The organism is Brenneria nigrifluens DSM 30175 = ATCC 13028 (genome assembly GCF_005484965.1).
In the GTDB taxonomy this organism is placed as follows: domain Bacteria; phylum Pseudomonadota; class Gammaproteobacteria; order Enterobacterales; family Enterobacteriaceae; genus Brenneria; species Brenneria nigrifluens.
Genome location: NZ_CP034036.1, coordinates 1049969 through 1070682, shown reverse-complemented (window position 1 = coordinate 1070682; position 20714 = coordinate 1049969). Strand labels below are relative to the sequence as shown.

Below are 20714 nucleotides of genomic sequence, written 5' to 3'. Positions count from 1 at the left end.
TCCTGCAATAAATGCCGAACACTCTGGCGATACGAACTCAGCCAATCTGTAATGCCTGATTAAAACGATTGAAAAACCCGCACAGCGCAATACGCAAGGTGAGCTCGACGATTTGCGATTCGCTGAACTGCGCCCGCAGGCGATCGAACAATGCGTCGCGGATACGCTGAGGCGACTGGGTTACCGCAATGGCGTATTCAACCACCAGTTTATCCACCGCGCTCAGTTCAGGATGTTGGGCATAATCCAGCAGTTCGCGCGCACCCTGCGTCGATATGCCCTCCACCGCCAGACGGGGAGCATGGTTATCCACGCAATAGGTACATTCATTGATAAGCGAAACCACCACGATGCTCAGTTCAATATAGCGTTGAGCAATGCCGCCGCGCGCCTTGAGCTCCAGCAGTAAGCCGAACAGATGCTCCGCCGCCGGCCGCACATGCGACATCACCGAAAACTGATCGACAAATACAGCGCCATTTTGGGTATAACGCCGGAACAACTCCCCCAGCGGCCCATCAAACGTATGGGGATCCGGTTCGGAAATACGGGGCATGATTTCTCCTGAATAAATGAGGATTAACGAGGATTGGCGTTATCGCCGCGATAGCGGCTGCCGTCATGGGTTGGCGGTAGATAAGGGCCGTAGGCGAACAGTTTCTCCCGCAGCGTTCCCGGCGCATAGGCCGTTTTATAAGCCCCCCGCCGCTGAAGTTCGGGGATCAACAGCCTGACGATGTCTTCAAAAGTTCTGGGCGATTCCACGTAGGCGAGGTTAAAACCGTCGATACCGGTATCCGCCACCCAGGACTGCAACTCATCGGCGACGTGGGCGGCGTCGCCCACCACCACCGGCCCGCGCCCTCCCACCGAAACGAACTCCACCGCGTCGCGCACCGTCCAGATGCGGTTGGGGTCCAGAATGCTAAAGGACGCCAGCGCTGATTGCCCGGCATCGGTATCGACATAGGCCAGCGTATCGTCAGGGTGATAACGCGAAAGATCGATACCGGTCCAGCCGGCCAACAGCGTGCGGGCGCCGTCATAGCTTGCCCGCGCCAGATAGTGGTGAAAACGCGCATTTGCCAGCGCCATGCTATCGTCGACGATAACGGTAAACATGGCGAAAATACGCACGGAATCGGAGGGGCGGCCCGCCTTGAGCAGGTCAGCGCGAAGCGCATCCACGGTACGGCGCAGCCCATCGCGCGTCGGCGCGCCGACAAAAATACACTCCGCGTGCTGCGCCGCGAACCGGGTACCGCGCACGGAGCCGCCAGCCTGGAAAAGGACCGGCGTGCGTTGCGGCGAGGGTTCGCACTGATAAATCCCGTTCGATTGAAAATAGGGCCCCTGATGCTCGACGCGCCGTATTTTATCGGGGTCCGCGTAGACGCCCCGCTCCAGGTCGCGTAGCACCGCCCCCTCTTGCCAGCTGCCTTCCCACAGCTTATAGCAAAGGCTCAGGTAGTCATCGGCGCGATCGTAGCGCTGATCATGGGACAATGGCTGAGAAAGTCCCAGGCTTGCCGCGCCGCTGGAAAGATAAGAGGTAACGATATTCCAGGCTATCCGCCCTCCGGTCAGATGGTCGAGGGTGGAAAACCGGCGGGCGAGCAAATAGGGAGGCTCATAGGTCACCGAGGCGGTGACGCCGAAACCGAGATGTTGCGTAGCCTGCGACATCAGCGGGACCAGAGGGAAAGGGTCGTTCATCGGCACCTGCGCCGCATGGCGTAGCGCGCTGTCTGCCGAATCGCCATCAACGTCGTAAATACCCAGCACATCCCCCAGAAACAGACCGTCAAATAACCCGTCTTCAAGTAACCTGGCCAGACCGATCCAGTACTGTGGCTGCAGATAACTGAGGGAGTGATCCTGTGGGGAAGCCCACTGTCCCGGCGCCAAATGTCCGATGCAATTCATCATGAACGCATTAAAACGTATCTCTTTGGTCATTAGCCATTTCCACCATGGTAAGACCCCTCGGAAATACGACTATCTCATCCGAGCTTACCGCTTAGCCTGCTTGTTATTATTTATTAAGGCATCGGCTCGCCAGTGAGCAAAACACATATTTTTTCTAATGAAAGTTAAAAAATGACGAAAGAGACAATGCAGGATCAATAAATATTGAAGTGAATCTTATTATTCATTTAGCCTGAAGTGGCGGTTTTACCCGATAAAGAGGAGGGGGATTATGGCGATCTGAGCTGGACAAGGTGACTGATGCAATTTCGTCATGGTTTGCGAAGATCGTGATGGTGGTGAATTATCGTATAAATAAATAACCTCGCATCATAACAACATACTCCCAAATTTTAAATAAACGGCCATGGAATTACTCTTCAGTCATCTGATTTAATTCGTTTCAATAAATAATTGTTAATGGCAACTCAGGCCTGAGGGATGAGTTTTTGGTGGGAATAATAAAAAGTTGAAGCATCCTAGGGAGTACAGATAAAAACATGATCGATTTTTATATATCTATTACCAGAGATTTAAACACGCATTTTTATTAATAAATTTCATTACAATCCGTCAATAGGCTCAACCGAGTATTTTACCCATTCATCTCGTAACACACTCATTATTGCCGTATCCCATCTTTCATTGCCAACTCTCGCAGAAGATCGTCGAATACCTTCAACAATAAATCCTACACGAGTATATGTTTTGATGGCTTTTTTATTCCAAGCATAGACGTTAAGTTCCGTTCGCTCTATGTCAGCATAAGAAAATGCTTTTTCTAAAACCTTGCGAACCATTGGCGTTGCCAAACCACTTCCCTGTCTTTTGGGGGAAATTACAACCCTACCAATTATGGCCGTCCCATTCCTCCAGTCAAAAGCAAGCTGGCAGTGGCCGCATAACTCTCCTGCATTATCTTCAAGCATCCAGCACAAACGGTTTGGTGGTGTAGTCTTTGTTTCAATAAGCATCGCGCTAAATTGTGCTTCATCAAGCGGATAAGACAGAGTCGTCCCTCCCCATTGGACAATTTCCTTTTCATTGAAAAACCAATCAGCCAATATTGAAAAATGTTGTTCGGTAAAAGGAACAAGACGAAGTCCATTATTCGAGGAGTTTGTTTTTTTATTCGGGAGAAACGCCGACATATCCATAACAAATCTATTGCCCCATTTATTACTATCATACGAATGAACATATCACAAACAAATAGATTATCAAAACACAATTTAATACAGCATTTTATTTTCTCTTCGGTGGTGATATACCGGTATATTACAATTAAAAATAAGATCAGAAAATTGGTCTGGCAACAGTAATAATCCAATAAGCAGTAAGGAATGGCTTCAACTTGTTGATAGCGATAAAAAGTTGTCTATTGATAATAAAAACGGTGATTTTTTCGCTATATGGAGTGGTCATAGTGAATATGATGAGCCTTGGCTTGATTGGAATGATGGAAGGATTTCAACCAAACATCCCGATGAGGCCATTTATTGTAAGGTGTTGCAGATAGCTAACAAGTTAAATGCAATATGACCTGCGGCACAAATGCGCAAGCTGGCGTGCCGATATCTGTGCTGCAGGAAATGGGCGGATGGGAATCAATTGGGATGGTTAGACGATATGCCCATTTGGCACCAAATCACCTAACTGAGCACGCGCGACAAATTGATGCTGCTTTGCCCAAATATGTCCCACGCACTAACAGGAACTGAAGGAGATAACACATAAGTAATTGATTTTATGGTGCGATAATGGGAGTCGAACTCAACATGATAACTCAATGTTTTTATTGAGTATTTTTAGTTATTAAAAATTCATTTATACATATAGAATCTTGAGCCCCATAAAGTGGATACAAAATCTCAAGTAAGCAATATGACACCTCCCCCAATAAAATTATTTTTCGAAAAACTGTTCACCCTCTTCATCAAAGAATTTTTTAATAATCAATATATTAATGGGTTATGAATTGGTGAACTGGTGACGAGTAACTCATTACCTGATAATCATGTCGTACAACAAGAAGATCGCGAATTTAAGGTATCCGCGCTTACAGCCTGTCTTTGGCAGCCTTATAAACCTCTGAGCGTTCCCGCTTGCCTACGGCCAAGACCAGCACAACCACCTCGTTATCGATCACACGGTACACTAACCGGTATCCGGCAGACCTGAGCTTGATTTTGTAGCAATCCGTCATACCATGCAGGCGATTGGCGGGAATGTGAGGGTTAAGCAATATGTCATAGAGTTTCTTTTTAAACTGTTCCCGCACTGGTGCGCACAACTTATTAAACTCTTTCAGCGCGTGTTCTTCAAACTCCAGCTTATAACTCATCCAGATCTACCTTGACGCGTTTACCTTTCATCCGTGAACGGGCTATTTTCGCGAGTTCAATATCTTCCTGATAGTCGGCCAGCGCTTCCCATGTTTCCGGGGAAACATAATAGCCAGAGATACGGCCATTGGTTAATACGGCTACAGGTTCGCCGTTGGCTTCTTTAAGCGCGGCATTGGGTGATTTTTTAAAGTCGCTGATGCTCACTGCGGCATTAGCAAGGATAGGTTGCACAGACATAATCAGTCCCTTTTTAGTGCGATATTTGATACCGAATTTAGCACTTAGCTAAAAATGCATCAATACGGAATGTAGCATACCCAGTAAAAAGATTTTATAAAAAACCGTCCCCCCTCTTCACCTGAGATTTTTATGATTAATAATCAATATATTACTGAGTGATGAGTGGGTAAATAGGTGACGATTTACTCATCATCTTTTAAAGCGGTTTGACGTAAAAAAACCGGCCGGAGCTGGTTGTATCGTTGCTGGCGTCTACCTCGCCAATTCACACTTGGGTATCTGTGCTGCAGGAAATGGGCGGATGGGAATCAATTGAGATGGTTAGACGATATGCGCATTTGGCACCAAATCACCTGTTTAACTTTAATGCGCAAATGTCTTCTGTTCGCTCGTAGCTCCTCCTGCTTTCTACTGTGGAGGCTAGCCGACTGTTAGATTTAATCAAACCTTGCTATTGAACTGTTTCAGGTTGAGTTGCGACTAATTCAGTCATTGTTCACAGTAAAAATACGTTCATGATTCATGAACGTATTTTTACTGTGAACAATGACCCTAAAACCCTATCTTCAGCCATCGCTTATCATACCGTTCCAGAAGTCATTCATGATCTGCTCAATCTCTGCCATATCGTCCACATCAGATTGCCGCGCTATAGCATCAGTCAGACGTTCCCTATCGAGACGCATCAACTCTGCCAAAGATGAGCGCTCGCTAATCGCAGCGATATCACTGCCCAGCAGAACAGCCCCCATGCGTACAGGATTCCAGTACAGGTTTTCACCTGCAACGGTGGGGGCATAGATGCGCTCATCTTCGATAGCGCTATATTCACGGATAATCTTGTAGAGATCGGTCGCATCTTTAGCACTGCCATGCCCGCGATCGCGCCAAGCGAAAAGTTTTAACAACGCTAACCCCGGCAGGGAGCAAAACGGCAGCCTTTCGCCGTTCGTAAGTTGCACTGTTACAGTATGAGAAAATACCTCACTAAATCCGTCCACTGACATAATGATTTCACGCTCTGGCGGCCAGGCAATTTGATTGCCTTCAGCAACACCGCCAAAAGGGATAATATCCAGTTCGATCCCTTCGGCAATCATACGATGGGCATTATCTCGGACCGTCTGCGCACCTTCAGCAAGGAAGGCATTTCTTAACGCATCAAACATCGGCCAGCTATCGACAAAAACGGCGATTTCAATGTCACGGGTTCGGCGGCCAATACTCCTGCCGTGAACATGATGGAGCAGAATTTCACGCGCTGTCGCCCCCGCAATAAAAAACGGGATCCCCTGAGCTACGCAAATTCGCTTTATCTGGGTTAATAGCGCTTCAGTAGCTGAAAAGATCGGATTCACTAAGATGAAGATATTTGTCATTGATTATCCTTGCCGCTTCCCGGTTTCTATCATCGCCGCTCGCCAGCAGCTCGGCCACACACAACATCGCTTCGGCTTTACGGTTCAGGGTAAAGTTCCCCCAGAAACAGGAAATCAGTTGCAGTTTTCCACCAGGATCTGGTTTTAATCTCAGCTCCTTTCGTCTTTGTAACAATGAATGAGGCGTAAAAATCACGCCGCTTTCTGGTATCAGGTATCCGCCGCTCAGTTCTGCGGCGGCAATCTCGCCACTCCAGTATTCATCGGTTGCAAGTGTTATTTCATCCCGCGAAGCAGGTGTAGGCAAGGAAAGAAAATCCAGCTTCGGACGCAGGGCGGTGGCATAATCTTTTAACCACAAAACCTGTAATTCGCCTTCATTCATTAAGCGCCGCCCCTTCTGCGATTTGCGGAAATAGCGATGCGCCGCAAGGTAATCGAAAGCTTTGCTGACCATTCCCAAAGAGATGCCCGCTTTCTCCGCCAAGCGGCGGTAAGTATCGTTCAGGCTTTCCGGGCAGGATAACAGCACAAAAAGAAGCTTCATTACTCCTTCAGCAAAATGACTGCTGACAGCAACAGGTTTCTTCTCATATCGACCTTCAATAAACAGATATAACCCCGAAACCTGGATTCGGGCATTTCCGGCCGTATCGATGAAATTAATCTGGTTATCCGCACAATATTCCGCCAGTGCGGACGTCAGGCGGTTGCACACTAGTAATGCAGGAAAATCCGTAGGAAAGCGGGTCATCTTTTCACGGACAGCCATCAGCGACTCTTTACGATGGATATGCTTTACTTCCAGGGCAAATGTCGCCATCTCGCCCCCCGGTCCCGTCAGTCTGCCCCAGCCGTCATGTATGTCAGGTCTGTTGCCAATTTCATACTGCAACAGGAAGCCTTTTGGCAAATTCTCTACAGCATCAGACAAAAGCTGTTCTTCTTTCATTTGTTCAGACCTTAATCTTGTTCATGAATCATGAACAAAATAATTTTATGAACAAATCGGAGAGGAAGCAACGCAAATTCTCAAAAAAATACAAGTCAGAGATGTTACTCTCTGAGCAACCGTTCCTGCGGCGTTTTCCACTTCAGCAGCCGCTCAACTGCTGAATTCCCCGTGAACTGACGGGCCAGTTGCAGGCGTTCTAAAACCTGTGTTTTCTGATGATTATCGAGAGTGCCCTATACCAAAACTCTTCGCAAAAACTGGTGATAGCGGCTGGAATATGGATATTCATCACCATACTCACGGTGTTAATCCAGCCAATTGCTTACCTATGGTAAATGATGCTTTTGATTTAATGGGTAATCTTTATGGCACAAGTTCTTTATCTGGGAGGGACAGTGACTGGGGCATGAACCATACTCACGATATTGATCGCGATGTCAACCCGGCTAACGGCCTTCCCACTATGGATAGCGTTATTGACGTAATGGGTAATCCTTGCGGAACCAATTTTAATCACATCGGCGATGGCGACTTTCACTCTGGTTTGGGTTTTGGTTCCGATTTCTAAGCGCCCATATTGTGAAAAAAGCCTCGAAATGAAAGCGGCTTATCTAACTCAGCAGGAAGTCGCTATGTCATGCTAACTGTGTACCCCAGAGTGTACCCGAGAGCAAAAAATGAAGATTTTAGAAGGGAGATGATTTGTAACTCATTGATTTTATGGTGCGATAATAGGAACAACACCTGACTCATATGATATTGATAGTATTGATTAATGTTCTGTTTCAAATACCTGCATGCCCCCAATGATGCCCCCATATGTTTTTCTGCCCTAAATGACCGGGTGTTTTTTGACCAGATTAATGTTTCATCCTGAACGCTTCGGCTATCATTCCGATCTTATGCATATGGTTATTGTTGCGCGCCATTTTATGCGCTTCGGGTTTCAGGATGATAATAAGTAGATAGGCATCGGGATCCATCGCACCTTGACAGTATACCAAATGCGCCTGATCGCTGGTTCGTTTGAACTGACGTAAAAACTTAGGATCAAGGGGCATCTGCATCGGCAAGATGAATGTGGGCCACCTGCTCCTCTTTTACCAAGGGATAGGTGCGGTCATCATCATAAGGCGCATCACGCCCAAAGGTATCTGGCAATACACCGTCTTTTTTATAGGACAGAAAATCCGCCGCCAAATCATCAAGCTCTTGCTGGCTTAATTGCTGGCGAATTAGTGCTGACTTAAAAATCTTGATGCTCATTCCGTGAACTCGGTCAGATCCTTGTCAGAGGCATTTTGCAGCAGTTTCTGCCCACTATCCGCAATATCACTTAAACGTTCAGCCGTTGGCCTGAATCGCGCAGCGGTATGAACCCTGCCTTGCTTCTCTTCCAACAGATCGATTAGCTCTTCAAACACCTTAGCACTGACCATGTAGCCAGCGGGACGGTTGTTGGAGAGAACGGCAACCGGTTCATCAATGAAATATTTTGCCGGGTTCTTTCTTAACTCAGTGATGTTGATAGATTTTTCTGCGAGGATACGTTCCATAACCCACCTAAAAGCATGTTTAATTACACACACAATAATGCACATCAAAGCATACATCAACTTTTGTATTTATAAAATATATAAAGATAGTTAAAGACTAAGTATGGTTGATTATCTGAAGTAAAATACGCACAATACAATATAACGCTCTGATTATGTGAAACTTATGGTCATGAGAGCGTAAATACAGATGGGGCTACCTTGAAATTTTTCTGAAAAAATTCTCAAGGCACTTGCGACTCTGATAGCTACTTATCATGTCATAAGACAAGATCACATTCAAAAATGGAGTAAAATTTGAGCGCTAAAGATACACTTAAGTTATTAAAAAGTAATGAAAATAATTTATTTATTATTCACTACTCTTGTGAGAATTTGAATGACAATAATGAAAACTACTCACCTAGAATAACTTCTATCGCTGTATTACATGTTGGTAGTTCTACAATGCATAGTTTTTCGATTCATTTAATTGCGGAAGTTAAAAAAATAAATAGGGAAGATATACATGAACATTATGATACTCTTGAAGGTGAAATGCTAAAGCAGTTCTTTGGCTTCGTTTCTGAAAATGATGATGCATACTGGCTTCATTGGAATATGACTAATATTAACTATGGTTTTCAAGCTTTAGCACATCGATATAAAGTTTTAACTCAACAAGATTCAAAGCGTATTCCTGACACGAAAAAATACAACTTATCAGCCTTGATACTTTCTATATACGGTAAAGATTGTGTTAATCATCCACGAATGGCTAGTTTTATGAAACTTAATAATGGGGAACATAGAGATAACCTTTCAGGTAAGGATGAAGTAGCAGCATTTTCAGCAAAAGAATATGTGAAACTACATAAGTCAACCATGTCAAAAGTATATTGGTTTCAACATATGTATTTTTTACTACAGCAAAATAAGGTAAAGGTACACAATAAAAATTGGGGCTATAAGGTAAATCATTTTCTTGAGAAACCTAATGTGAAAGTTCTTGGTTTTGTCGCTGTACTATTTTCAATTTTTCAGCTAATACAATTTGGTTGGTCTACATATGAAATGTCCAAACAGAAAAATAATGCAGAACAGGCTGAAGTTAAATCTGGTACAGTCAAAGACGCATCTAATAATTGATATATTAAAACAACCACATACTAAAAAATCACAAAATCAGCCAATTGAACCAACTGTTCATGCAGTTCCGGAGCTATGCAAATCCTGAAGGCTAGAGACTTGCCAGCAGTCGATTTTCTTGTATCGCGTTTAGCAATTGACTAGTAACAGTCCTAGCCTTAAGTTGCAGCGAATCAGGTACGTACTTCACAAAAAAAAACCTGAACACCAGTCGCCCCCGAAAGGAACTGCAATACCAGACAGGGGCTAACCACAACGTTATGGAGCTAACGCTATGGCTACCAGTCAGTTTACCTATTCCCCGCCTGAAAATCTGCATCTGGGCACTGGCTTTTTTGCTACATCTCAATATCCAGCATCGGAGGCTTATCATGTTCGATAACACGCCGATGGAACTGGAAGAAATCATCGATCAGTGTCGGGCATTAATTTATGCTGTTGTTGAACTGGATGAACCCAAGGTTAAAGAGATTTTAATCTTCGTGCTGTGGGAACGACTTGAGCTGTTATTTCGATCTTTTCATGTTCAGGGATAAAGGGTGATAGGGTAAATAATGAAGGCCAGTGATGACCTTCATGAAATGATCACCATCTGAGCATTGAAGTAGGCAAATATGTTATTGCCTCAACTTTTTCATTAAGATCATAATCTATCTGCATACTCACCGGAAGACTATAATTTTTTAAATGATAAAGATCTGTATAGCCAATATCTCTTTTTAATCTCTTCCTTGGTGGCAGAAATTTACAGGGTTCACCAAACTTTTCCTGAACCCAGCTTCTTGACATCGTATTTTTTAGCGGATGCGGTAGTTTATTTGGGAAATAATACCCGACTTTTCTATTTGATATAACCAAAGTAATTTCATTCAATACTCGATCATTTCTATTAAAAGAGAGATAAATACCCTCTTTTGCCATATCCAGACTAATACTAGAGCTGCCAGAAAAACCAGTCGGTTTGGTTTTATAGGAAATCAGACCTGCATCAAATATTTCCTGATGAGTTTTCCCCAAGCTATCGATTAATGCTTCCACATTTACGGTCATTAATACAACCCCTGATCTTCATTGAGTTTATGCATTTTTTCTCTTGCCGCCTCCAACTGCTCTTCTGTCACACCATACTCTTTCAGAGTAGGTTTTATCGCGTCAAAGTTGCGATCTACCGCACCGCGTAAATCATGAGAGTCTCGATCAATATCTTGCGGCCTATTGCGCCAACCATAAGTTTCACTAATTTTTTGGTGAACTTCAGCAGGAATGATTATAGCCGCGACATCCTTAGCCATCTGTTCTAATTCATATTCTTTAGCATCAGGATACAACCGCTTCAAAAACTCTATTACGGCTGCAGCCGATGGCATATGGTCTGCATGGTATTTTCCCTGCCGTGAACGTCCCTTAAAATTACTGTATAAATCAACATCAAGCAAGTTAACGGGTGGCTTACTCAAATAAACATAAATCGGTGGAAATGCATTCTCCGGGAACACCAGAATGTAATCACGGAAATCCTTCTCATCCGGGATAGGTGTTGCAAGAATGCTGACATCATCCATCTCTGGAATTTCAAATCCCGGTATGGCTGACGGAATAACAGGCTGTTCACCGTGTGCCGTATCCGTTGGCAATTCTACCCCCGGATTATCCGGCGTCCACAGAATGGTTGGCCCTGTTGCGCCCTCTTCCCAGAACTCGTAGCGGTTATTGGGAAAATCATGCTTCAACAGCCTGACACGCACCCGATCGCGCCCGCTTTCCATACTGGTGTGATAACCAACTGCCTTCAGCCTGCCGGTATCCTCATCCTCTACCCACTGATAACGAACACGACTTGGCACCGTTCCCTGTTTTTTGGCTACCTCAAGCAATTTTTCCGGCGTCAATAAATCTTCTTTTTCACCTTTCAGATGATGCTGGATCAGCGACCCCATCAGCACAAAACTCTGTGCCATTTGTAACTGGCCTTGCCATATTGAGGGACCCGACAGATGTTTCAACTGATGCGTCAGCACCTTTGCCGCATCCTGATTGGCTTGCGCTACCGCACCACCTGCGGCGGCTGTCGCACCTGCTTGTGCTGCCGTACCTGCCATGACTAACGGTTGAGGTGGCGGCAACATCGCCGCATCCGCTTTACCAACGAACAGGTCGAATAACGTCTGATACCACGGCTCCAGCGGTGGCAGGGCCGGTTTGTTAACCGTATTGGCTGATGAGTTGGGTGATGGTGCGTTTCTTCCGGTAAACGATTGAGGGGAAGCTGTAGAAGATGTATTTTTCTTTTTTGCCGCCTGCGCATACTGCTTCACTTCACCCGGTTTTTCTGATGGAGGAGCAGCATGACGAACAGCTTCTGCGACATACACGCTCATTTCACCAATATTGGTCTGCGGCTCTTCTTCCGTCCCCGCGTCCGTACAGCCCGCGCTACGTAAACAGGATTTGGCAAACACAGGCTCCATTGCCAGCATCGGTGTCAACGCCAGCAAAGGGGAACGGTTCAACGCCACCTGTTTAGCACATTCCTGAACCGGAGATTTATAAGGCGTATCACCAATAATGACGTTGCCGCTGCCGGAGATAATGACACCACCGCAATTGATGCCATCACCAATACGGGCAGCGGGTTTACCATTAATGGAAACCGTCGATGAACCTTCGGCTATTTTTCGGGTATGCACACCGTGCGGGGCATTGGGACAGGGACAACCATGCAGCAGAACTGTATCACCCTGACGCGCGGCTGGCTGACCGTTGATGCTCACATCAGGGCTGCCTTCCACGATCGGGGTTTCAGGGAAGCAGTCGTGACCACTTGCAATATCATTCAGACGGGCGGCACCCGGCATGGTCATCCTCCTTTGACTATGGATATATCCGTTTCGACTGAACTCAGTTTGTGCGGTCTTTACGTCTGCCGCAATGCCAAAGTTCAATGTTTATTATATACAGAGCTTCTTCCTAAAATTTTTACTTATGTTCATATATTATCATTTCCTTGCCATTACCCTCTCGCTCAATTTCTTGTTATGTATTTTCTGTCACGCCAAAAGAGAGTCTGTCTTTTGTGTTGTGGGAAAGGTTCGACGTTCTATATCGAACCTACCAAACAAAAGATGTGAGTTAATTTCTGAATAGATTTTTATTATAAGCTGAAACGCAAAAAGGGTCGTTAAGCCCTTTTACTGCCTCATTGAGGCACTATCCATAGGATAGAATACTTAGCCCCACATTTGGGGCAACGATATCAGCCCATCGGGCTGTAAACAAACTCTCCATATAAATAACTGCGTTGAATAGTAGATCACTTTGAAGGGAACTCAGTCCGATTTTTGCGATCTGATCAATCGCCAAAAATCACAAATCACTAACCGGACTGAGCAATGCCGATCATAGCACCAATACCCAGTGACAAACGATACCTGATGATAAAAGCTCTCCATACAACGGATGATAAGCACCATCAGCGCAGGTTGAACGCCATACTACTGTTAGAGCAGGGTACAAGGTCAGTCACGTCGCAAAAATGCTCTATTGCGCTCGTTCATCGGTAATACGTTGGATTAACTGGTTTACTGACGGAGGCATAGAGGCGTTGCGTTCACTGACGCCGGGGTGTGAACGCCGCTGGTCACGTGAACAGGTTTGCGGACTGATATTTGATCTTTTGGATTTTTCTCCCAGCGATTTCGGCTACCAGCGCTCACGCTGGAGTAGTGAACTATTTTCTATAATTATCAAAGAAATGATGAATGTTTTTATTCATCCAGGGACACTCCGACGCTGGTTGCCTCAGATGGATATTGTCTGGCGCAGGGCCACACCCACATTGCGTATACCCGACCCAAACAGAGCAGAAAAAATGGCTGCAATTCAGGAAGCGCTGGATAAATGTGATGACCGTAATCCTGTCTTTTATGAAGATGAGGTAGACATTGATTTGAATCCTAAAATTGGTGCTGACTGGCAGTTACGGGGACAACAAAAGAAAGTGGTGACGCCCGGCATCAATGAAAAATGTTACCTTGCTGGTGCCCTACACAGTCAAACCGGTGAAGTCATCTACGCTGAAGGAAGCAACAAAAAAACGGCTTTATTCATCAGTCTGTTAGAGAAACTCAACGCGACTTACTCCCAGGCAGAAAGTGTGACACTCATCGTTGATAACTACTGTATTCACAAAAGCAAACAGACCGAAAAATGGCTGAAAAACAACCCCAAATTTAAGCTTATTTTTCAGCCAGTGTATTCCCCCTGGGTAAATAGGGTTGAACTACTCTGGCTCTCATTACATGAGACGGTTACACGAAATCATCAATGCCGTTTCATGTGGCAGTTACTGGACAAAGTTCGCCACTTTATGAAGACAGTAAGTCCCTTTCCCGGGGCAGGCCATGGAAAGGCAAAAGTGTAGCGCTATTAGACGCAGTTATTTATAGAGCAATCAGACACCTCATTAAAGTAAATATCTTTAAAGATATACAAAAAAATAATATATTATTTTTTGTTTTTAAAATACTCCTATCTTTTTAAAAAATATTTTTATTTATTGAGTTTCGCATGAGAATTTAAAATATTTTATTTATTGAACCTATTTATTGAATATAAATTCTCAGTGAATATACAGAATAGTAACAAACCGTTTCAAACCATTCCCCATCATAAAGTAACTCGCCCATTTGTATCCAAACATAATCATTTTCATTCATTACACCATTTGTAATGCGATATAACTTAAATATTATAGATGTGTCATTCCAATAACTATTATAAATATATTTTTTTGTCGTTTCAGTTTTATCTCGTTGATAACAATCATTCTTGGAAGTGGTTCATAAACCTTCAACTAAAATATTGTTAACTTCATAATCCGTAATCAAAAAAATATCACCATTTTCCCAAGATCGCCCCATCTCGGATCTGATTTATCAGGGATTATTTCTACAGCCTCTGTAATCGTATCATCCTCAACAGACTCTGTTGGCTTTACCGGTATACTTGGCTCCGGTAATGGTCGGGTAGACACCAAACACCACACGTTTTTCTTTACCGGCGATACGGTATTTCATGCGCCAGCTTTTGGTGCCGTTAGGGAACACCTCCAGATACATGCCCCCACCATCCGCTAACTTGTAGGGTTTATCTTTGGGCTTGGCAGTCTCGACCTGTCTGGCATTGAGCTTCATCTGGGGGTATCTCCTCTAGACCGAACACATCATGCCCCCACCGATGCCCCCAACTCACCGTAGATTTCTGTGAACGTGAGTAGACGAGCAGAGACAACAAGGGCCGTGAAACCGCGTATTATAAGGGTTTAAAGGGTGTTTGAGTAGACTTAGGGAGACGTTAAAATAGGTAGGATGGTGCCGATAATAGGAGTCGAACCTACGACCTTCGCATTACGAATGCGCTGCTCTACCAACTGAGCTATATCGGCGTTAGGATCGTCACAGCGAAGCTGCGGCGGAACTACGGGGTGACAAACTAGTGAAAATATCAGGTCAAGTCAAGCAATTGGCGGTCTTCTGCTGGTTTTATAATCGTCCCGCTAAGGATAAGGATTCTCTGATAATTTTCCAAACTAATAACAGAGAATCCTATAACTTTACGGATTAAAAAACGCCATCAGGGGCGGACCAGATCGTCGCCGTAGCCGATCCACTTGTAGGTGGTCAGCGCTTCCAGTCCCATCGGGCCGCGCGCATGCAGTTTTTGCGTACTCACCGCCACTTCCGCGCCCAGGCCGAACTGGCCGCCGTCGGTAAAGCGGGTGCTGGCGTTGACGTAGACCGCCGATGAATCCACCTCGCGCACAAAACGCTCCGCGTTGCTCAACGAGCGGGTGAGAATGGCGTCCGAATGCTGCGTGCCGTGCTGGCGGATGTGCGCCACGGCTTCATCCAGGCCGTCGACCAGCGTGACGTTGAGGTCGTTGGAAAGCCATTCGTCATCATAGTCGGCCGCTTCCACCGCCACCACTTTCGCCGGGCCATCCGTCAGGAACGGCATGGCGGACGGGCTGGCGTGTAAGGTTACGCCCGCGGCGGCCATTTTTCGGCTTAGCGCCGGCAGGAAGCGAGCCGCAATGCTTTGATTAACCAGCAGCGTTTCCAGGCTGTTGCAGGTACTGGGACGCTGGACTTTAGCGCTTTCAATCACCGTCAGGGCTTTGTCAAAATCTATACTTTCGTCCGCATACATATGACACACCCCGACCCCGCCGATAATGACCGGAATGGTCGACTGTTCGCGGCAGAGTCTGTGCAGACTCGCGCCGCCACGAGGGATCAGCATGTCGATATAGCGATCCAGCTTCAGTAACTGGTTCACCAACTCACGATCGGGACTTTCAATCGCCTGAACCGCTGACTCGGGCAAACCGCATTGCGCCAGCGCCTGTTGGATCACCTTTACCGTTGCGGCATTGGTGCGATAGGTTTCCTTGCCGCCGCGCAGAATAACCGCATTACCGGTTTTCAGGCACAGAGAAGCCACGTCAATGGTGACGTTGGGACGCGCTTCATAAATCACGCCGATAACGCCGAGCGGCACGCGGCGGCGCTCCAGCCGCAGGCCGCTGTCCAACAAACGGCCGTCGATCACCTCCCCTACCGGGTCGGTCAGCCGGCATACCTGGCGAACGTCGTTGGCTATCGCCGTCAGCCGCGCCGGCGTCAGCAGCAGCCTGTCGAGCAGCGCTTCGCTCATGCCGTTCTGCCGCGCCTGAGCCACGTCCTGCTCATTGGCGGCCAGGATCGTCGAACTTGCCGATTCCAGCAGGTCGGCGATGGCCGCCAACGCGCGGTCTTTCTCGGCCGTACTCAGCACCGCCAGCTGATACGAGGCCGCCTTTGCCGCTTTGCCCATTTGTTCAAGCATCGCGCACTCCTTAATTAATTATCATGTCGTCCCGGTGTACCGCCACCGGGCCGTATTCGTAACCGAGGATGTCGGCTATCTGCTGGGAGTGGTGCCCGGCAATCATACGCAGCGCGTCGCTGTTATAGCGGCTGACGGCATGCGCCAGATCTCGGCCGGTCAGGCTACGGATGCGCACGACCTCGCCGCGGGAGAAATTCCCCGTCACGTCGCGGATCCCTTTGGGCAATAAAGAGCTGCCGCGTTCCAGGATCGCCGCTAGCGCGCCGTCATCCACCGTGATTTCACCGGCCGGGGGTGCGCCGAAGATCCAGCGCTTACGATTTTCCAACGGGGTTTCCAACGCATGGAAGCGCGTGCCGACGGACACGTCCGCTATCACATCGCCGATAACGCCGGGCTTGCCGCCCGCGGCGATCACCACATCAATACCCGCACGGCAGGCGACATCGGCCGCCTGCAATTTCGTTAACATGCCGCCCGTGCCCAAACCGGATACGCTGTCGCCGGCAATGTTACGCAACGCATCGTTAATGCCGGTGACTTCACGTATCAGCTCAGCATCCGGATTTTTCCGCGGATCGGCGGTGAATAAACCCGCCTGATCGGTCAGCAGCAGCAGTTTGTCCGCATCCGCCAGCATGGCCGCCAGCGCGGAAAGGTTATCATTGTCGCCGACTTTGATCTCCAGCGTCGCCACCGCGTCATTTTCATTAATGACCGGAACGATGTGGTTATCCAGCAGCGCCCGCATGGTGTCGCGCGCATTGAGAAAACGCTCGCGATCTTCCAGATCGGCGCGAGTCAGCAACATCTGCCCGATATGGATACCATAGATGGAGAACAGCTGTTCCCACAGTTGAATCAGGCGGCTTTGCCCCACCGCCGCCAGCAGTTGCTTGGTGGCAATCGTCGGCGGAAGTTCCGGGTAGCCCAAATGTTCACGACCGGCGGCAATCGCCCCGGAGGTGACAATAACAATCCGGTGCCCTGCCGCATGCTGCTGCGCGCACTGGCGCACCAGTTCAACAATATGGGCCCGGTTAAGGCGGCGCGAACCGCCGGTCAGCACGCTGGTGCCAAGTTTCACAACCAAGGTCTGGCTGCCGCTCATAGTTTTTCTGCCGTTGAAAGTCATAAAAAGAAACAAATAAGGAAAATGTTGTAACAGGACGGGCGCGTTATGCCAACAGGCGTAACGCGAAAATCCGCGAATAAATCGGGAATCAGGCAGGGAACATCACGGTCGGGCGGTTAATGTACAGACCGGGTCCAGCGATTGCAGGAGTTTTTCCAGTCGAACATGAAAAGCTTCTTTGGTGCTTTTCAGCTTATCCAGCACTTCCTTATCTTTGATTTTCTCTTCGCGCCAATTGCCGCTTTTGTCAAATAAACCAAAATGGTAATCATAGGTAAAGGTCTGTTCCTGCGCTTCCAGCGTCAGCCACCATCCCCAGAACTCACGGCTTTCCGGCGCGGGTTTGACATTGACGCACACCGCCAGGCAGTCAAAGAAAAAATGGTCGTGCTCGCACTGCGCTTCACGCAGATAGGGCCCCAGCGAAGCAAAGTTTTTCATCAGTCTGCTTTTCGGGTGTCCACTTGGTAACATCATTCGGCAATCTCCTCGGTTTGAACATTCTTTTTAGCAGAGAATGACAATTTATCAATCAACTAGGCCAACTTATGCTCTAACCAATGGCTGATTTGCTGTAACGCCTGGTGAAAATTCTGATAGACCGGTGAAAAATTCACCGTCAGCAATTTCCCCTGCTGTGATGAATTGGCGATCAGGGATGCTTCCTCTTTCGGACTCACCGGGTCGTTCTCCCAATATCCGGCCAGCATGGGGGTTGGACAGCGCCGCCCCAGCAATCCCTGGGTTTTAAGGGAATAACGGCCTAATTCTGTTTTCAGCGCCGCATCGGTGGAAAACGGCATGCCCAACCGGCTCGCCAGCACGTCCATAAACATATCCGGCACCCGTTGCTGCCGTTTCGCATCATACAGCAGGTGATGCACTATCGGGCCGAGGCAGGCGACGCCGCGCAGGCGCTGCGTTTCCAGATAAGCCAAGCGCACGGCGATGTTGGCCCCGAAACGGAAACCAAACGCCCCGACGCGGCAGTGATCCACCCACGGCACATCCGGCAATGCCCGCAACACCTGCTGATGCAGGAAACTGGAATCCTGATTCAGCTTCCAGCGCGAGGAGAAACCGACCGACGGAATATCAATGGTCAGCATGGCCATTCCGGCCGGCGCCAGGTAATCATGGAACAGGCGGTAATAGTCGCTTTGCAGCATCTCCAGACCGCCGCACATCAATATTGTCGGGAACGGGGCTTTCCCCTTCTGGGGCAGGTGCAGAAATCCGGTCAGCGAACCGCCGCCCTCAATCTGGAAAGTCAGCGCCTTTAGCTCATAGGGAAGATATTTCGCCGCTTCTTCGTAGGCCCGGTTGGCCAGGGTTTGCGCCTGTTCCGCCAGTTCATCGCCCTTGATATGGGGATAGGCGGCAATGCTATACAGATTCGCGGCATTCAACCAATACTGACCGCACTGCTCGCTGTCGCTACCGTCAATCGCCCGCTGCTGCCAGCCTGCCCCCTGCTTGCACCACTCATATATCCAGTTGCCGCTGCGATAGCCGATAACCGTGTCCAGTAAGTGATCACTGCTTCTTTCCGCCTGGCTGACGGCGATACGCGCCAGCACTTCTTCAATATCCCACGGATGAACGCCGCGCCAAATCCACAGCAGCCGGTTAAGCATGCGATACCAGCGGCCGGTATCTTCCCCCTCCAGGGCGGAGTGCGTTCCCGCCCCGCCCTGAGCATGACGGGGGCGCTTGACCAGCGTCGAGGTTTCAGGGTGTTTGAAGGAGGGTTTGAACAGGGTTTCCGACAGGTTAGCTTGCGCCACAGCACTCTCCGTTAATCTACGCCGCCGTCAGCGGACAACCGAACCGAAAACCGAGTGTAACCAACTCATCGTGGTGAAGACAAACGGCGCAGCACGGAAAACACCTTATCAGATCATCTCCGCTGCAAATAGCGGGCGATCCCAGGGAGATTATGAGACGTCACACGCAACAATGCCCGGCATAAACCGGGCATTGGCGCATGTAAACCAGCGGCGGTCAGCGACCGGCCAGCGGCGGTACGAATACCACGCTCATATCCCACGGCTGTTCGATCCAGGTATCCTGCGGGATGTCGACAATATAGTCGTCAACCAGCGGCTTACCGGCGGGTTTGGCGAAAATAGTGACAAAATGGGCTTTGGGATACATATCGCGGATGGCTTTAGCGGTGCCGCCGGTATCCACCAGATCGTCCACGACGATGAAACCTTCGCCGTCACCCTCGGCGCGCTTGATCACTTGCATTTCGCGCTGGTTATCGTGGTCATAGCTGGAGATGCAAACCGTATCCACATGACGAATACCCAGCTCGCGCGCCAGCAACGCTCCGGGAACCAATCCGCCGCGGCTGACGGCAATGATGCCTTTCCATTGTTCGGCAGGCAGTAAGCGCTGCGCCAGTTTGCGGGCCTGAATTTGCAACATGTCCCAGGTTACGACGTACTTTTCGCTCATAAAATATATCCCAGCCGAATAGAAGTGGCTTACGTTGAGTCTGAGGGGGAAAAAGGTTGCGCGGGATTATAGATATCCAACGACATAAAAACCAGCGTTATAACGACCTTTCCGCCGTTGCCATGCAGTCTAAACAAAAATTTGGTGATAACTAAGCACAAAAAGAGATTGGACGCTAACGGCGGAAAAATATATTAAACAAGGCAAGAGAAATCAGCCGGAGACGACCATGACCGAATTTTACGTTCTGGTGCAAGAACAGCTCACCGTGATAAGCACGATGCTAATCATAGGACTGGCGGCGCTATTTTGCGCGGAATTAAAATCCAACTTCCAGCAGCTGTGGAAAAAACCGGAAGCGCTACAGGGGAGAATCGTGCATCGATGCTATCTTCCCGCCCAGCGCACCCTCACGCTGATTGATAACTTTTATGGCTACGTTCCGGTACATGCGCTGGAAAGCGAACGTTTTATTCTCGACGTCGAGGCCGGCGGGCAGCGCTATCAGGTTGAAGCGGACGAGGAGACATACCGGACGCTGTTTGTCGGCGACAGCGTGGTGATCTACGCCAATCGCGACGATATCACCATTGCCCCGTCCTGCGCGAAAACCCTGTAGCATTCACTTTCAGAACGGGGCGACCCGCGCCCCGT

General features: G+C 48.0%; 19 protein-coding genes, 1 tRNA gene and 5 pseudogenes. 7 read left to right on the top strand and 18 right to left on the bottom strand.

Annotation, left to right across the window (positions count from 1 at the left end):
• Positions 1 to 37: 37 nt before the first annotated feature.
• The 3 genes from EH206_RS04890 to EH206_RS04880 all read right to left on the bottom strand — a co-directional run bounded on the left by EH206_RS04890 (position 38) and on the right by EH206_RS04880 (position 3125).
• The gene (locus EH206_RS04890; protein WP_009111702.1) at positions 38 to 556 is read right to left on the bottom strand and encodes a carboxymuconolactone decarboxylase family protein; all 519 of its coding nucleotides are present in this window, start codon (positions 554 to 556) and stop codon (positions 38 to 40) included.
• A 23-nt stretch (positions 557 to 579) separates the two neighbouring features.
• Positions 580 to 1959 (bottom strand): LLM class flavin-dependent oxidoreductase, encoded by a 1380-nt coding sequence (locus EH206_RS04885; protein ID WP_009111701.1) that lies wholly within the window; start codon positions 1957 to 1959, stop codon positions 580 to 582.
• A 572-nt stretch (positions 1960 to 2531) separates the two neighbouring features.
• On the bottom strand, positions 2532 to 3125 hold the full coding sequence (locus EH206_RS04880; protein ID WP_009111700.1) for a GNAT family N-acetyltransferase: 594 nt from the start codon (positions 3123 to 3125) through the stop codon (positions 2532 to 2534).
• A 402-nt stretch (positions 3126 to 3527) separates the two neighbouring features.
• Between EH206_RS04880 and EH206_RS04870 the strand changes: the two are divergent.
• A pseudogene (locus EH206_RS04870) lies at positions 3528 to 3689 on the top strand (tyrosine-type recombinase/integrase); the annotation flags it as partial.
• Positions 3690 to 4027: 338 nt separating this feature from the next.
• Here EH206_RS04870 and EH206_RS04865 read toward each other — a convergent pair.
• Together EH206_RS04865 and EH206_RS04860 are read right to left on the bottom strand one after the other, a co-directional pair.
• Positions 4028 to 4312: a type II toxin-antitoxin system RelE family toxin gene (locus EH206_RS04865; RefSeq protein ID WP_009111698.1), complete on the bottom strand. Its 285-nt coding sequence runs from the start codon at positions 4310 to 4312 to the stop codon at positions 4028 to 4030.
• The gene (locus EH206_RS04860; RefSeq protein ID WP_005973616.1) at positions 4302 to 4553 is read right to left on the bottom strand and encodes a type II toxin-antitoxin system Phd/YefM family antitoxin; all 252 of its coding nucleotides are present in this window, start codon (positions 4551 to 4553) and stop codon (positions 4302 to 4304) included. The genes EH206_RS04865 and EH206_RS04860 overlap by 11 nt, the downstream gene beginning before the upstream one ends.
• A gap of 269 nt (positions 4554 to 4822) precedes the next feature.
• Between EH206_RS04860 and EH206_RS23605 the strand changes: the two are divergent.
• A pseudogene (locus EH206_RS23605) lies at positions 4823 to 4951 on the top strand (integrase); the annotation flags it as partial.
• Between the two features lie 171 nt (positions 4952 to 5122).
• On the opposite strand, the gene EH206_RS23305 reads toward EH206_RS23605, so the two are convergent.
• Positions 5123 to 5935: a nucleotidyl transferase AbiEii/AbiGii toxin family protein gene (locus EH206_RS23305; protein ID WP_009111697.1), complete on the bottom strand. Its 813-nt coding sequence runs from the start codon at positions 5933 to 5935 to the stop codon at positions 5123 to 5125.
• Positions 5889 to 6887 carry a type IV toxin-antitoxin system AbiEi family antitoxin gene (locus tag EH206_RS04850; RefSeq protein WP_009111696.1) on the bottom strand — a complete coding sequence of 333 codons (999 nt, stop codon included), beginning with the start codon at positions 6885 to 6887 and terminating at the stop codon, positions 5889 to 5891. Before EH206_RS04850 ends, EH206_RS23305 begins: the two co-directional genes overlap by 47 nt.
• A gap of 208 nt (positions 6888 to 7095) precedes the next feature.
• On the opposite strand from EH206_RS04850, the gene EH206_RS04845 reads away from it, so the two are divergent.
• On the top strand, positions 7096 to 7458 hold the full coding sequence (locus EH206_RS04845) for a hypothetical protein (protein WP_136163958.1): 363 nt from the start codon (positions 7096 to 7098) through the stop codon (positions 7456 to 7458).
• Positions 7459 to 7750: 292 nt separating this feature from the next.
• Here the strand turns inward: EH206_RS04845 and EH206_RS04840 are convergent.
• Positions 7751 to 8156 (bottom strand): annotated as a pseudogene (locus tag EH206_RS04840) (type II toxin-antitoxin system YafO family toxin).
• Entirely contained in the window at positions 8153 to 8446 is a 294-nt protein-coding gene (yafN, locus tag EH206_RS04835) for a type I toxin-antitoxin system antitoxin YafN (RefSeq protein ID WP_009111694.1), read from the bottom strand. Before yafN ends, EH206_RS04840 begins: the two are co-directional and overlap by 4 nt.
• 297 nt (positions 8447 to 8743) lie before the next feature.
• Between yafN and EH206_RS04830 the strand changes: the two genes are divergently transcribed.
• Both EH206_RS04830 and EH206_RS23005 read left to right on the top strand, forming a co-directional pair.
• Complete coding sequence (locus EH206_RS04830) at positions 8744 to 9574, top strand: hypothetical protein (RefSeq protein WP_009111693.1); 831 nt, start codon at positions 8744 to 8746, stop codon at positions 9572 to 9574.
• Positions 9575 to 9945: 371 nt separating this feature from the next.
• Positions 9946 to 10110, top strand: coding sequence for a hypothetical protein (locus EH206_RS23005; protein WP_009111692.1), 165 nt, complete (start codon positions 9946 to 9948; stop codon positions 10108 to 10110).
• A gap of 49 nt (positions 10111 to 10159) precedes the next feature.
• Here the strand turns inward: EH206_RS23005 and EH206_RS04825 are convergent, their stop codons facing one another.
• Positions 10160 to 10624: a DUF6392 family protein gene (locus EH206_RS04825; RefSeq protein WP_009111691.1), complete on the bottom strand. Its 465-nt coding sequence runs from the start codon at positions 10622 to 10624 to the stop codon at positions 10160 to 10162.
• Positions 10624 to 12429, bottom strand: coding sequence for an S-type pyocin domain-containing protein (locus tag EH206_RS04820; protein ID WP_009111690.1), 1806 nt, complete (start codon positions 12427 to 12429; stop codon positions 10624 to 10626). Before EH206_RS04820 ends, EH206_RS04825 begins: the two co-directional genes overlap by 1 nt.
• A 534-nt stretch (positions 12430 to 12963) precedes the next feature.
• Between EH206_RS04820 and EH206_RS04815 the strand changes: the two are divergent.
• Positions 12964 to 13994: pseudogene (locus EH206_RS04815) on the top strand (IS630 family transposase).
• Between the two features lie 571 nt (positions 13995 to 14565).
• Here EH206_RS04815 and EH206_RS04810 read toward each other — a convergent pair.
• From EH206_RS04810 to gpt, 7 genes and pseudogenes are all read right to left on the bottom strand, one after another.
• A pseudogene (locus tag EH206_RS04810) lies at positions 14566 to 14766 on the bottom strand (Arm DNA-binding domain-containing protein); the annotation flags it as partial.
• A 175-nt stretch (positions 14767 to 14941) separates the two neighbouring features.
• Positions 14942 to 15017: transfer RNA gene (locus EH206_RS04805), tRNA-Thr, on the bottom strand.
• 188 nt (positions 15018 to 15205) lie between these two features.
• On the bottom strand, positions 15206 to 16459 hold the full coding sequence (gene proA / locus EH206_RS04800) for a glutamate-5-semialdehyde dehydrogenase (protein ID WP_009111688.1): 1254 nt from the start codon (positions 16457 to 16459) through the stop codon (positions 15206 to 15208).
• A 10-nt stretch (positions 16460 to 16469) separates the two neighbouring features.
• Complete coding sequence (gene proB / locus EH206_RS04795) at positions 16470 to 17573, bottom strand: glutamate 5-kinase (protein WP_009111687.1); 1104 nt, start codon at positions 17571 to 17573, stop codon at positions 16470 to 16472.
• Between the two features lie 126 nt (positions 17574 to 17699).
• A complete protein-coding gene (gene crl, locus EH206_RS04790) occupies positions 17700 to 18074 on the bottom strand; it encodes a sigma factor-binding protein Crl (RefSeq protein WP_009111686.1) in 375 nt (124 codons plus the stop codon).
• A 59-nt stretch (positions 18075 to 18133) separates the two neighbouring features.
• Entirely contained in the window at positions 18134 to 19384 is a 1251-nt protein-coding gene (gene frsA, locus EH206_RS04785; RefSeq protein ID WP_009111685.1) for an esterase FrsA, read from the bottom strand.
• Between the two features lie 217 nt (positions 19385 to 19601).
• Positions 19602 to 20060, bottom strand: a complete 459-nt coding sequence (gene gpt, locus EH206_RS04780; protein ID WP_009111684.1) for a xanthine phosphoribosyltransferase — start codon at positions 20058 to 20060, stop codon at positions 19602 to 19604.
• 229 nt (positions 20061 to 20289) lie between these two features.
• On the opposite strand from gpt, the gene EH206_RS04775 reads away from it, so the two are divergent.
• Positions 20290 to 20679: a hypothetical protein gene (locus EH206_RS04775; protein ID WP_009111683.1), complete on the top strand. Its 390-nt coding sequence runs from the start codon at positions 20290 to 20292 to the stop codon at positions 20677 to 20679.
• The last annotated feature ends 35 nt before the right edge of the window (positions 20680 to 20714 follow it).